Origin of the sequence: Mesorhizobium sp. SP-1A (assembly GCF_032460275.1) — a bacterium.
Lineage (GTDB): Bacteria > Pseudomonadota > Alphaproteobacteria > Rhizobiales > Rhizobiaceae > Mesorhizobium.
The window spans coordinates 143,101-156,774 of the sequence record NZ_JAVXZD010000006.1; the positions used below are offsets into that span (position 1 = coordinate 143,101).

Genomic DNA, 13,674 nt, shown 5'->3' on the forward strand with positions numbered 1-13,674 from the left:
CACGTCCTAGACGCCCTGCGGCTCGACGAACATGCGGCCCTGCATCTCCATGTGCATGGCGTGGCAGAACCATGAGCAGTAGTACCAGTAGACGCCGGGCTTGCTGGCCGTGAACGTCACCGAAGCCGTGGCGTGCGGCGCCACCTCCATGTTGATGCCGTAGTTGATGATGGCGAAGCCGTGCGTCAGGTCCTCCACCTCGTCGATATTGGTGATGTAGACGGTGACCTCGTCGCCTTGCTTGACGGTAAAACTCTCCAGCCCGAAGGCCGGCGCCGATGACGTCATGTAGACGCGCACCTTGTTGCCGTCGCGGATCACCTCGCTGTCGACCATCAGGTCGATGCCATCGGCCTTCGCCTGCTTGACCGCATCCTCGAAGAACGGATCGGCCCGGTCCCATATGCTGACCGGGTTGATCTTCGAGCGATGGACGAGGGTCGCGTCATGCGGCTCGGCGAAGCTCGGGCCGTCATGCACCAGCACCATCTGGTCGCCGGAGATGTCGATGAGCTGGTCGTTCTCGGGTTTCAGCGGGCCGACGTTGAGATAGCGGTCCTTCGAGAACTTGTTCAGCGAGATCAGCCACTTGCCGTCGGCCTCCTTGGTCTGGCCCATGGAGGAATGGTTGTGGCCGGGCTGGTAATGGACGTCCAGCTTCTGCCGGATCGGGTCGACCTTCTCGCCGGCGAAGGAGCGCTTGGCGTCCTCGATGTTCCACTTGCAGATCTGGCTGTCGATGAACAGCGTGGTGTAGGCGTTGCCGCGGCCGTCATAGGCCGTGTGCAACGGCCCGAGACCCAGTTCCGGCTCGGCCACGACCGTGTCGCGTGGCTTGATCTTGTCGTCGAAGAGATCGTCGAACTTGCGCACGTCGAACACCGTCACCGTCGGCGACAGCTTGCCGTTGGCCACGACATGGATGCCGTCCGGCGCGGTGTTGATGCCGTGCGGGCTGTTGGCCACCGGCACGTAGCGGGTGTAGGGAGAACCGTGGCGCCCGTCGATCACAGGCACCCCGCCCATCTCCTTGAAGTCGCCCTTCTTCACCGCCTCCTCGATACGCTTGAGGTTGAAGATGACGACCCAGTCCTGCTCCTTGGCCATCATCTCGGCCAGGTTCACGCCCTCCTCGGAATTGTAGCAGGTGGAGAAGGCGTATTTGCCCTGGTAGTCGGCATCGACGTTGTCGAGATTGCCGTCCACCATCACCTGCCAGGCGATCTTCATGGTCTCGCCGTCCACGGCGGTGAAGATGGAGTGATACTGCTTGGAGTCGTCGAGGATCTTGCCGTCGTTGGGGATCGGCACGCGGTCCTCGCCGTTGCAGAACACGTAGCCGGTCTTGGGATATTTCTGCACGCGCAGGCCATGAACCGTGTGCTGGTTCGGCAGTTGGATGATCTTGTCGCACTTCATCACGTCGAGGCGGATGCGGGCGACGCGTGTGTTGGCCTTGTCGTTGACGAACAGGTAGCGGCCGTCATATGTGCCTTCCGTCTGGGACGGATGCGGGTGGTGCAGGTCGCCATTGTGATAGATGCCGCCGCGATCCTTCAGGAACTCCTTCGTTTCCGGCAGGAGCCCTTCGGTCAGCACCTTACGGCTTTCATTGGTCTCGCCCCAGCCGGTGGCGCTGCAACGGTTGAAGACCGGGATGCGCATCAGTTCGCGCATGGAGGGCGCACCGACGATGCGCACCTCGCCGGTCTGGCCGCTGGAGAAGAACACGTAATATTCGTCCAACTCGCCCGGCTTGACCTCGAATTCCTGCTTGCCGGCAGCCGCAGCCTTGGAAACCACGCCGCCGTTGAGCGCCAGCCCGCCGCCGACCCCCGCCGCACCCGCCGCGGCCATGGCGGCGGTGGTGCCCAGCAATTGGCGTCTGCTCAGGATGGTCTTCCTGTCCTGATCGTCTTGCGACATGGTCCTTCTCCTTCGTGTTGGCGTGTCAGCCTGTTGCACTGGTGTCTTTTTCGGGCGCTTTCACCGGCGCGCCCTTGTGGGTGATGACGGGCGGCTTGGCCGGGCCCTTGCCCGGTCCGCGCGTGGCGGGCGAGGACAGCGCCTCGAATTTCTCCCGCTTCAGCCGCACCTGGATCATGTGCGGGCAGCGGTGATCGTCGTGATAGAGTTCCTGGCAGTGCATGCAGTAGATGCACTCGTTGACGTTGATCTGCCCTTCGGGATGGATCGCCTCGACCGGGCATTCCTTGGCGCAGCGCTGACAGGGCGAGCCGCATTCGGGATAGCGCTTGAGCCATTCGAACATGCGGATGCGGCCGGGAATGGCGAGTGCCGCGCCCAGCGGGCACAGATAGCGGCAGTAGAAGCGCTCGATGAACAGCCCCGCTACCAGCAGCGCCACGGCAAAGACCACGAAAGGCCATTGACGCGCGAATTTCAGGATGATGGCGGTCTTGAACGGCTCGATCTCGGCATAGGTCTCTGCCAGCGCGACTGAATAGAGCGACAGGCCGAACAGGCCGAGGAAGATCATGTATTTGACCGGCCACAGCCGTTCGTGCAGTCCGAAGGGCAGCTTGACCTGCGGCACCTTGAGCCACTGGGCGAGATTGTTGGTCAGCTCCTGCAAGGCGCCGAACGGGCACAGCCAGCCGCAGAACGGCCCCCTGCCCCAGAACAGAAGCCCCGCCGCCACGGCCGCCCACAGGACGAAGATCAGCGGCGCGGAGAGGAAGAACTCCCAGCTGAAGCCGGTGACCAGCGAATTGACGAAGGTCAGCACGTTGACCACGGAAAGCTGGGCGTTGGCGTACCAGCCGAGCCAGACAAGCGTGAACAGGAGGTAGCCCCGCCTGACCCAGGCAAACAGGCGCGGCCGCCTGACCAGCCAGCTCTGGAAGAAGAAGATGGCCGTCAGCACCAGCAGCGCGACCACGGTGATGCCGATCTGGACCGCGTTCAGCTTCCAGATCTTCACCCAGAGCGGCTCCTCGTCCGTCAAACCCTGCGCGGCAAGCGTCCCCGCCGCCTGTTGCCCGGACGCGGCCGTGGGCGCCGCAGGCTCGATGGCCGGGGCTGGCGCCGCCTTGAGGTAACGCTCGGGCAGGCTGTAGCCGAGATTGAAGGGCAAGGTCGCCTTGTCGCGCGCGCCATAGCTGCGCTGGACGAGCAGTTGCAGTTCCCACGGCTCGGAAAGGTCGAGCGAAAACTCTTCCGGCACGGTGAACAGCGCGATCTCGCGCAGATGCGGCGCGCCCTGGGCGGCGAGGTCGCCGAGACGCGTGTGGTTGCGGTCGCGGAAGCGCACGCCCTGGCCGTCCTGCATCAGCTCGATGCGGTCGAAGATGCCGCCGCGCACATAGCCGGAGCCCTTGAAGGAATAGGCGCCGTCGCCAGCCACCACGATCGCCTGCTGGCCCGGCTTGAGCTTGCCCTGCAGCCTTTCGTAGACCGTATCGCCCAGCAGGCTTCGGCCAATCGCCGGCACGCTGACGGGCGCGACATAGAGGTCGATGAAGCGGTCGTCGGGATTGCCCGTCTCGGGCCGGTCGGCTGCCTGCTTCTGGCCGGCATCGGCGAAGGCCTTGGTCACCTCGCCCACACTCAGGCGCAGGCTGCGCACCGAACCGTCGCCGACCAGCGTGTTCCAGTCGAGGATCTGCGACACCGCGGTGTCCACGGTCCTCGCCGGCGCGGCGGGCGCGCCGCCGCCCGACACCGTCGTTCCCAGACGCCCGTTGCGGATGAGCTTCACGGCCGAGCGCACGACGCTGTCGCTCATCACCAGCACCGTCACCGTCGCACCGCTGACGATGTCGACCTGCGGGATCTGCTCCTGCCCGGCCGCCACCTTGCCGAGATCCTTGCCGATCAGGGAATTGAGGGCGGCGACGACCTTTTCCTGCGGAATGCCGATGAGGACGATGGGTTCCTTGTGCTCGACCAGCTTGATGCCGCGGATGACGCCCTTCGGATCGATGCCGACGAGAATGCGGATCGGCTTGCCGGAATAGCCGACCGCACTGGTGTAGTCGGTGTTGAGATAGGCGAAGCCGACCGCCTTGCCGCCGGACAGGACGGGCACGAGCGGCGGGTTGCCCTGCGCCTCGCCATAGGCGTCCGCGCCCTGGATCAGCTCGTTCGGCTGTGTGCCGGAAAGAAAGTGCTGGAGGCTTTCGTCGGCCCGTCCCTGCACCGCCGACAGGAAAAGCAGCGCCAGCGCGGCCAATGCGAACGCCAGCACGCGCGGCAGCGTGGCCCCGGCTAGGCCCGGTACTGCGGTGTCGGCCCCGCGCATGGACGTGCTCTTCGACATGTGCCCCTTTCCCCGGGTCCTTCCCGAGGCGCCCGTGGCGGGAACATGTCGTCTCTTTCGGCCGAGGCTTCTTTGATGCGCCTCAAATAAACTCCCGCTGACATCCGTATATTAGCGGGCAAAACCGGAGTAGCCGCCTCATGCCGCGCCTGACGTTCGAGCCGTCCGTACCGATTCGCTCGATGGATGAACTTCTGGCCGTCGCCCTGGCGATGGAGAAGGAGTCCGCCGACAGATACGCCGATCTGGCTGAACGCATGCGCGCGGCCGATCGGCCGGAACTCGCTGAAGTGTTCGATCGGCTGGTGAGCGAGGAAGCGGGCCATATGGATATGGTCGTGGACTGGTCGCAGCAGGTCCATCACCGGGTACCGGAGGTGCTTCCGGCTGAAATCCTTCCGCAGGGCGTTTTCGACGAGGAGGGCATAGGTCTCGTCTCGCCCGAACTGGTGGACGCCTATCGCTCGCTGGCCATCGCGGTGCGCAACGAGGAGCGGGCCTTCGCCTTCTGGTCCTATGTCGCGGCCCATGGCGCGTCGCCGGACATCCGGCAGGCCGCCGAACGAATGGCGCGCGAGGAGCTGGAGCATGCCAAGACGCTTCGGCGAGAGCGTCGCAAAGCGTTTTTCGAAGGGCGGAACATCGGCGCGGCAATCCGGGAGCCCTACGATCTGCCCAGCCTGGAAATGGAGGTTTGCAAGCGCCTCGAGGAATATGCCGACATGAATGCCAGGCAAGACGAATACCGCTCTCTCGCCTTCGAGGCCCGCACGCTTTCTCTCGACCTCGCCTCGGACCCGCTCCAGGATCCGGCGCCCATCGGCCCCCCGCCGCCCCGGTCGCTGGATGCGCTGTGCGAATGGCTAGCGGACCATTACATCGAGGCCGGCGAGCACCTGCTTTCGCAGGCCGCGCGGGAACGCGCACAGGCACTGGCTACCCTTGCCGTAAAGCGCCTCGCCATCGTCCGGGAACTTGAAACCGGAAGAACGGGAAACTGACCGTCCGTGTCTTCGGCACAACCGCTATGACCGCCGTGCCTGGGTGGCCGGAAGGGGCGCCTTCGCTTGCGCCCCCGCTCACATGGTCCTTGTCCAGAGCTTCCTGATGCCGGCCAGTATCGAGGGCCGGTCACGCACCAGGCGGATGCCCAGATTGTCGGGCGCAAGGCCGGCGGCGCAGCCGCCGCTCCTGCCGTCGCGGATGAAATTCGACATGTAGCCGCGATGGCTTCCGGCCACGACCCGCACGCCGCAATTCTCGGTGCTCTGCTCAACGGCTCCGTCGCGCGCGAGCCTCGCACGCACGTAACATGTCGTCGTCCATTCCCAGACGTTGCCGGCCATGTCGGCGAGGTTCTTGCTGTTCAGGCCGAAATGCCCGAGCGGCTTCGGCTCGGTGTCGCGTGCGCCCGGGCCGGCCTCCGCCCGATAACGGGCCAGCCACCGCGCGGCGGGGTTGTCTTCATCCCCGCGCGGTCCCAACGCATCGTCCTTCAGCCGCTCTGCCGCGGCGAAAGCCCATTCCTCGTCGGTCGGCAGCCGCCAGCTTTGGCCGGTCCTCGCCGATAGCCAGCCGGCATAGGCGACGGCGTCGCGGTAGCTGACACCAGTCACCGGCATCTCGCCGGAAACGTTCCGCCGTGCATCGGCCGCCTCGCATGCACCATCCGCCACGCAGCGCCCGTAACCGGCTGTGCTGACCTGATGTTTCATCATCTCGAAACCGCTGCTGAACGTCACGACCCTCTGCGGGGCATCCACGGGCAGGTCCGCCTTCAGATATTCTCCGGGCAGGCGAAACGCGAAAGAGCCCGGCGCCACCGTAACGGTCTCGACCTGTTCGGCCGGCCGCTCGGCCGGCTGCCTGGCGACCGCACCGGCGGCAAGAACCAACGCTGCCGCTGTTGCTGCCACGGTCGCGGGAATCATCAGCTTCATGATCGCACCCTCCAGAAAAAAGGCCCGCCGGGAACCGGCGGGCCGCTCGTCGACATCTGCGAACGTCGCCCGTCAGTAGGCCGTGATCGGAGCCGGAGCCTTCACCTGCGCCATCAGGTCGTTGTCCCACTCCCCGTCGACCATGATGTGGGCGGTGGCACCGAGCTCGGCCGCCTCGATGAGGTTGTGGTTGACATAGGCGTAGATGCCTGGCTGCCGGAAGGTATAGAGCGCGGCCGCGGCCGAGCCGCCGCGTACGAACCAGGTTTCCAGGTCCTTGGCCGGCGGGTTGTGGAACTTGCCCATTTCCCAGACATGGTCGCCATGGCCGCCGATCAGGTGCGGACGCGTGTCGCGATTGGCCTGCGAATGCACGATCAGCACCGTCTCGCCGACATTGGCCTTGAGCGCGTTATCGCCAGTCAGCGCGCCGACCTTGCCGTTGAAGACGACATGGGTGGGGACCAGCCCGCGCATCACCTTCAGCGTATCGTCATAGGCCTCGCCGAGAGACGCATATTTCCTGAAACCGCCCTTCTCGTCGCGCGGAATGTAGAAATCGTTCTCGCCGACATAGAAGATGCGGTCATATTTCAGACGTTTGCCGTTCTCGTCCCTCAGGCCGTCGCGTGGCAGCACCATGATGGTGCCGCTCATGCCCGACACCACATGCCAGGGGATCATGCCCGCCGGCGCGCAATGGTAGACGAAGGTGCCGGCGCGCGTGGCCTTGAAGCGCAGGGTCGCCTGCTCGCCCGGATTGACTTCGGTCAGCTTGGCGCCACCCAGGGCGCCAGTCGCGGCGTGGAAATCGACGTTGTGCGGCATTTCGTTGGTTTCGGGGTTGACCAGCGTCAGCTCGACATAGTCGCCCTCGTGCACCACCATCATGGGCGCAGGGATCGAGCCGTTATAGGTCATCGCCTGCAGGGTCGTGCCCTCGTCGTCGATGACCATGGGCTGCTCCTTGATCGTCAGCTCGAACTCGACCACCTTCGGACCACCGGTCGCAACCTGCTCATGATCGTGCACGAAAGGCGGTGCGACCAGAGCGACCTTCTCGCGCGGCAGCCTGCTGACGTCGACAGGCAGCGGGCGCGCATTTGCCGGCACTGCCGACATCGCGGTCAGGATCGCGGCCGTCGCCGCCCCGGTTACCGTTCCTAGAAGCGCTTCGCGTCTCGTAAGCATCTTCAAATCTCCTTTATGAAGTTGCCTGTTTCCATGGCCGAGACACTAGGACGACCGTCGCCTTTCTTCTTTGTTGCACCGCAACATATTTTGTGCGCGGCGGTGCGGACGCAGCCGGTTCCGGCAAGTTCGAGCGCGAGAAAGTGTGGCAGGTCGCGCTGCTTGCGGCAAAAGCCGTACGTATGACATGGTGCCTTCGGGAAGCCCGATAGACCGGGATTGGTCCCAGGGGTTCTTTAAAGCCGGGGAAACACGCCATGAGTCGTCTCGACCGCTCGCTGATCGCCGCCTTGCCGCCGTTCCAGGGGCTTGACCCGGTCGAGCTTGACCGCGTGGTCGGACAGGCGCGCTCGCTGCGCATTGCAAGAGACCAACTGGTCTTCGAGCAGGAGCAGGATGCGCATTCCTTCTTTCTGCTGCTGGATGGCCATGTCCGCGTCGTCAAGACGACCCCGGAAGGCCAGGAAGTCATCGTCCGCTACATCAGCCCCGGCGAATTGATGGGCATTGCCAGCGCCATCGGCCGAACCACCTATCCGGCCACTGCCGTTGCCGTGGTCGATTGCGTGGTGCTGGCATGGCCCGGCAACCTGTGGTCGGAATTCGCTTCCGCCTATCCGAGTTTCGGCACCAACACCTACAAGACCGTCGGCAGCCGGCTGCAGGACGCCCACGAGCGCGTTGTCGAAATGTCGACCGAACAGGTCGATCGGCGTGTCGCCCATGCCTTGCTCAAATTGGTGAACCAGAGCGGAAAGCAGACCGACGAGGGCCTGCTGATAGACTTTCCGCTGTCGCGCCAGGACATCGCCGAGATGACAGGCACGACGCTGCACACGGTGAGCCGCCTTCTCACGGCCTGGGAGGAAAAAGGCCTGGTCAAGAGCGGGCGCCAGAGAGTCACCGTCGTGGAACCGCACCGCCTGCTCATGCTCGCCGAAGGCCGGCTGCAGAAGGCCTGACGGCCTCGCCCAGGGGCCTCGGAATTATAGAGCCCGTCAGCCGCGCCGGATAACGACGCGATAGTGGCCTTCAGGCTCCAACGCCCCGCGCCAGCGGTGGCCGCGGGCCTCCAGTTCCTCGAACAGGAAAACCGGCTCGCGCGGCAGCAGCGCCGCCAGCGTCTGGCCGGGCGACAGCGCCTCTAGCCCTTCGAGCGTCTTCACCATCGGCTCGGGCGGTTCGAGATCGCGGTTGTCGATCTCCGCGACCGGCTCAGGCCAGATTTCGTCAGCGGAACCGGCCTTGCCGGGTTCCGACGCCGCGGCGGCATCCGGTTCTCCGCCGACAGGGGTGAAGATCACCTCCCAGTCGCCGGCGCCGATCTCGCGCGCCGATGCCTCGAAGCCGAGATTGCCCAGCACCTGGAACAGCGGAATCGGCTTGAAGGTAGCCAGCAGACGCAGGCTCTGGCCGGGAGCGAGCGCGTTCACCGCAGCCATGATGGCGCTGAACGGCTCCCCGCCCGCACGCAATATCGGCCTGGCATCGACATCGTAGTAAGGCGCGGTCATTGTTTTCTCCGGGTCTCGTCATCCATGCAGGGTTGGCAGGAAAAGGCGCGGCCGGGACGCGCCATCCGGCAGGCGCTTGCCCGACGGCACGTTATCCAGGCGGCGCGCCAGGATCAGTTCGGCCACGATGGCCAGCGTCGCGAGCAAGGTCGCGGTGGACGCGACACGAAACAGGTCCGGCGCGTCGGCGAGCAGGGCCGCCGTGCCGGTAAGCACGCCAAGGAAATAAAGCCCGAACCAGATGCGGTCGCGCCGCTCGACCACCAGGTCCTGCACGCGCGGCGTAGGCTTCTTGCCCATGACCGGTCCGTAGCATTCCAGCCAGGTCAGGAACGGCACGATCTTGTAGAGCTGCGAAAGCCCCAGCCCGGTCAGCCATCCGAACGCGACCAGATAGATCAGCGCGCCTATATGCTGTCCAAGCCTTCCGGCGGCGAGCAAGCCGACCAGCAGGGCCGCCGACAACAAGAGCGCCAAAAAGGCCCCCTGGGCCGAACGGCTGTTCAGTTCGATGGTGCGGCGCTTCCGCTGCCGATAGAAAAAGACGAGGTCGAGGCAATAGAAGCCGAGGCAACCCACCGCGAACACCACGGCCAGTACGATGGCCGGGTTGGCCGCGCTGGAAAATCCTGCCTGCTCCAGCAAGGCAGCGACCGGCGCAGTCAGGGCAACCACAAGCAGGGCAGCAGCCCCGCTCCACAAGGCGACCCTGCTGCTGGCACGCTCGCGATCCGGCGACAGCATGAACATGGGCAGCAACCGGTAGGAGACGCCGACCGCCGTAAAGCTCAGCCATCCGCCGAGGCCAATGGCGATATGGACCGGAAGCGCCTCAGTGCGGACGTCGATACCGGCCGGCGCAGGGAGAAATCCTGAAAGCAGCAGCGCAAAAAATCCGCCAAGAATGGCCGTGACCAGCACGCAAACCAGACCGATCGCGACGAATTGCGCGGGAAGCGGCAGGGTCGGGCGCCACAGCGTGGCGGCGAGCACCACGACGACCATCAGGAAACCTGTCGGCAGGAGGACGCCTGCCAGAGCAAGCAGGGGGATGTCCGTATCGAGCATGCCCGCCAATTGCAGGAATCCCGCCAGAAGGGAGGCGAGCCCGGCCAGGAGGCAGACCAGGGCAGGCAGGACCAGCCATTCTCCGCGCAGCGGCTGCGCGATCAGGACCGGCACGAACTGGAACAGGGCGCCGCACAATAGGAGACTGAGCCAGCCGATCGTCACCATATGCACGACGACCAGCGTTTCGGGCGCCTCCGCCGCGGTAGCGGGAAAGCCGAAGCCGGCGACCATCAATACCTGCGCGCCAACGAGGAAGACCACGGCCGCGGCAAAATAAGACATTGTCCAACGCGAAAGCGCTGTGCCCGTCATGTCATTTCCCCACGGCACACCGGCGACGGGTTCGCCTGAAAAAAGATTTCATCACGCAGATATTCATTCGACGGTCCCTGTCGGGCGACTCGGGCGTAAGCCTACCCGGCCTGCCCTTGCGGAACTTTGTCCAAAGACAAACTGTGCTGCGAGTGAGGCGTGTCCGGCTTCACTTGATCTGGATTTTGCGGGTGTGTCGTTCGGAGCCGGCCTCGAAGATCCGTGTCGGCGTCACGCCGCCGGTCCCACAGGCTGCGCTGATATTCCTCCCGGAGCGGGTGCGGCGCTGCCGCCTACCCGGACCAATATTACCGCTGTCCGTCGAACCGTTCAGGCAAGATCTTTCCGGGGTTCATGATGTTCTTCGGGTCGAGTGCGGCTTTGATGGCGGCCATGACATCCAGCGCCTGGCCCATCTCACGCTCCATATAGGCACGCTTGCCCTGCCCCACCCCATGCTCGCCCGTGCAGGTTCCCTCCATGGACAGGGCTAGCTCGTTCAGCCAGCCGACATAGGATTTGGCCGCGGCCAGTTCGCCGGGATCTTGCGGGTCGAGAAGGATGAGGTTGTGGAAATTGCCGTCGCCGATATGGCCGGCGATCGGCGCGAGCAGGCCGAGCGATTCCGCCCGCCCGGTCGCGGCGGCGATACATTCGGCCAGTCGCGAGATCGGCACGCAGACATCGGTGCTGATGCCCTTGGCACCGGGCCGCAGGCCCAGCACCGCCCAGAACACGTCGTGGCGCGCCCGCCACAGGCGGGTCCGTTCCTCCGGATCGACCGTCCAGTCCAGCGCGGTCGCACCGAAGTCGCCGGCCAGCTCGCCGAAACGCCGCGACTGCTCGGCGACGCTGTCGGGGCTGCCATGGAATTCCGCCAGAAGCAACGGCGTCTCCGGCAGGTCCTGCCCGGAATAACGGTTCACTGCCTTCACCGTCATGGCATCCAGCAACTCGATCCGCGCGAAAGACAGGCCGAACTGGAGCCCCCCGATAACGGCATTGCAAGCATTCTCGATGGTGGCGAAACTGCAACGCGCCGCCGAGACAGCTTCCGGAATGCCCCGCAGCCGCACCGTCAGCTCCGTGATGATGCCGAGCGTGCCTTCCGAGCCGACCAGCAGCCTGGTCAGGTCGTAGCCCGCTGCGCTCTTGCGCGCGCGATGTCCGGTTCGGATCACCCGGCCGTCGGGCATGACTGCTTCGACAGAAAGCACCGCATCCTTCATCGTGCCGTAGAGCACCGCCGTCGTGCCCGACGCGCGCGTGGCCGCCATTCCGCCAAGCGTCGCGTTCGCGCCCGGATCAAGTGGAAAGAAGAGGCCGGTGTCGCGCAGATATTCGTTCAGCCGTTCGCGAGTCACTCCCGGTTGCACCACGCAATCCATGTCCTCGGTATTCACCGCAACAATACGGTCCATGCGCGACAGGTCGACGGATACGCCGCCTCGCGGCGCATTGAGCTGACCCTCGAGAGAACTGCCCGCCCCGAAGGCTATGACCGGCACGCCTGCTTCACCGCACAGCGAGACGGTCTCCGACACCTCGGCGGTATTCTCGGGAAAGATCACCGCGTCCGGCGGCTGCGTCGCGATCCAGCTGGCGGTCGATCCGTGCTGGGCCCGGATGGCCGACCCGCTCTGGAACCGCTCCCCGAAGCGGACCAGCAAGGTTTGGGCCAGAGCCTCCGGAAGCGCGCCAGCCGCCATCGTCATCCACCTGTCGCCGCCCGAGCGGCGGCGAGCACCGTGCCGGCATGGACCAGTTCCGTCGCCGCCTGCATGCGCGGGTAGAGCACCTTGTCCTTCTCCAGATGGTCGATGGAGCGGCCATCGGTGGCGGCGCTGGCGCGCAGCATCTCCAGCACCGACCGGCTTGCCGCCGAAAGCGCCTCGCGACCCTGCTTGCGCTCGGCCAGCCGCAACTCCAGCGCCTGCGCGGCCATCAACACCTCGATGCCGACGACGTTTTCGATGTTCCTCACGATCTGCCGCGCATGCCGCCCGGCATTATTGGCCATGGAGACATGGTCTTCCTGGTTCGAGCAGGTGGGAATGGAATCGACGCTGTCGGGGTGCGCCAGCGTCTTGCAGTCCGACACCAGCGCGGCCGCCAGATATTGCGGAAGCATGTAGCCGCAATCCATGCCGACATGCTCGCTTGCCACCAGCATGTCGGGAAGGCCACGGTTGAGCGTGCCGTCATTGAGCCGGAACAGCCGCCTTTCAGCGATATTGCCGATCTCGGTCACCACGATCGACAGGAAGTCCGCGGCGAAGGCGACATATTCGGCGTGGAAGTTGCCGCCTGACAACGCCTTCAGGCTGCGCCCCGGCAGGCGGTCCGCGAAGATCAGCGGGTTGTCGGTGGCCGCGTTCATCTCGGTTTCGACGATGCCCCGCACGAATTTCAAAGTGTCGCGCACGGGCCCGAGCACCTGCGGCACGCAGCGCAGGGAATAGGCATCCTGCGGCGGCTGGCGCACGGGGTCCTTGCCGATCCCGCCGTCGATGAGGGCGCTGCCTTCCAGCAGCCGGCGGATATTAGCCGCGCATTCGATCTGGCCGGCATGACCCCGAGCCTCATGCAATTCCGGAATGAAGGCGTCGCCGAAACCCATCAGCGCTTCGATGGACATGGCCGCCGCCACCTCGGCGGTGGCCAGCAGCGTCTCGGCGTCGGCCAGCGCAAGTGCGGTCTGAGCGGTCGAGAAGGAAGTGCCGTTGAGCAGCGCCAGCCCTTCCTTCGACCCCAGCACCAGACGCTCTATGCCCGCTGCCTTCATGGCCGCGACGCCCGACATCAGCTCGCCCTTGTACCAGGCTTGCCCACTGTCGATCTCGGATTCGCCCGCCTCGTCACGCGACATGACCAGCGCCATATGCGCCAACGGAATGAGATCGCCGCTGGCGCCGAGCGAGCCATATTCCGGCACCGCCGGGATCACCCCGCGCTCAAGCATGGCCAGGATGGTTTCCACCACTTCACCGCGCAAGGCCGAATAGCCGCGCGTCAGGCTGGCGGCACGAATGAGCATGGCGGCGCGCACCACCTCCTCATCGAACAGGCGGCCGACGCCGGCCGAATTCGACACGACAAGCCGACGCGAGAGATCACGCGCCTGCGCCGAGGTCTTGAACGCCTGCCGTCCCGACAGCGAGCCGAAACCGGTGTTGATGGAATAGATCGCCTGCGTCGGCTCGCCTCGATCCATCTGCGCCGACAGTCCGGAGACCCATTCCTCGCTGACACGCATGGCCTCGCGCGCGGCATCGGTGAGCGCGACCGCACGGCCATGGCGTGCCACGTCGATCATGTCGTCCAGGCTGATCGGGCCCTGCCCGAGATGCAAAGGCTTCGTCAT

Annotated in this window: 10 protein-coding genes; 2 read left to right on the forward strand and 8 right to left on the reverse strand. The window is 65.2% G+C overall.

What is annotated here, in order from left to right; translation table 11 throughout:
- Window positions 1-6 precede the first annotated feature (6 nt).
- Window positions 7-1,926: a TAT-dependent nitrous-oxide reductase gene (gene nosZ / locus QU595_RS24105; RefSeq protein WP_315926758.1), complete on the reverse strand. Its 1,920-nt coding sequence runs from the start codon at window positions 1,924-1,926 to the stop codon at window positions 7-9.
- Between the two features lie 25 nt (window positions 1,927-1,951).
- Window positions 1,952-4,282: a 4Fe-4S binding protein gene (locus QU595_RS24110; RefSeq protein ID WP_410000560.1), complete on the reverse strand. Its 2,331-nt coding sequence runs from the start codon at window positions 4,280-4,282 to the stop codon at window positions 1,952-1,954.
- Window positions 4,283-4,422: 140 nt separating this feature from the next.
- Between QU595_RS24110 and QU595_RS24115 the strand changes: the two genes are divergently transcribed.
- Window positions 4,423-5,283 (forward strand): ferritin family protein, encoded by an 861-nt coding sequence (locus tag QU595_RS24115; protein WP_315926760.1) that lies wholly within the window; start codon window positions 4,423-4,425, stop codon window positions 5,281-5,283.
- 78 nt (window positions 5,284-5,361) lie between these two features.
- On the opposite strand, the gene QU595_RS24120 is transcribed toward QU595_RS24115, so the two are convergent.
- Both QU595_RS24120 and nirK read right to left on the reverse strand, forming a co-directional pair.
- A complete protein-coding gene (locus QU595_RS24120; protein ID WP_315926762.1) occupies window positions 5,362-6,222 on the reverse strand; it encodes an SUMF1/EgtB/PvdO family nonheme iron enzyme in 861 nt (286 codons plus the stop codon).
- 72 nt (window positions 6,223-6,294) lie between these two features.
- A complete protein-coding gene (nirK, locus tag QU595_RS24125; protein WP_315926764.1) occupies window positions 6,295-7,413 on the reverse strand; it encodes a copper-containing nitrite reductase in 1,119 nt (372 codons plus the stop codon).
- 257 nt (window positions 7,414-7,670) lie between these two features.
- On the opposite strand from nirK, the gene QU595_RS24130 reads away from it, so the two are divergent.
- The gene (locus tag QU595_RS24130) at window positions 7,671-8,375 is read left to right on the forward strand and encodes a Crp/Fnr family transcriptional regulator (protein ID WP_315926766.1); all 705 of its coding nucleotides are present in this window, start codon (window positions 7,671-7,673) and stop codon (window positions 8,373-8,375) included.
- 36 nt (window positions 8,376-8,411) lie between these two features.
- Here QU595_RS24130 and QU595_RS24135 read toward each other — a convergent pair whose 3' ends face one another.
- The 4 genes from QU595_RS24135 to hutH all read right to left on the reverse strand — a co-directional run bounded on the left by QU595_RS24135 (window position 8,412) and on the right by hutH (window position 13,674).
- On the reverse strand, window positions 8,412-8,927 hold the full coding sequence (locus tag QU595_RS24135) for a DUF2249 domain-containing protein (RefSeq protein ID WP_315926768.1): 516 nt from the start codon (window positions 8,925-8,927) through the stop codon (window positions 8,412-8,414).
- Window positions 8,928-8,945: 18 nt separating this feature from the next.
- Window positions 8,946-10,310 (reverse strand): hypothetical protein, encoded by a 1,365-nt coding sequence (locus tag QU595_RS24140; protein ID WP_315926770.1) that lies wholly within the window; start codon window positions 10,308-10,310, stop codon window positions 8,946-8,948.
- A gap of 308 nt (window positions 10,311-10,618) precedes the next feature.
- The gene (locus QU595_RS24145; protein WP_315926772.1) at window positions 10,619-12,025 is read right to left on the reverse strand and encodes an FAD-binding oxidoreductase; all 1,407 of its coding nucleotides are present in this window, start codon (window positions 12,023-12,025) and stop codon (window positions 10,619-10,621) included.
- Window positions 12,022-13,674 carry a histidine ammonia-lyase gene (hutH, locus tag QU595_RS24150; protein WP_315926773.1) on the reverse strand — a complete coding sequence of 551 codons (1,653 nt, stop codon included), beginning with the start codon at window positions 13,672-13,674 and terminating at the stop codon, window positions 12,022-12,024. Before hutH ends, QU595_RS24145 begins: the two co-directional genes overlap by 4 nt.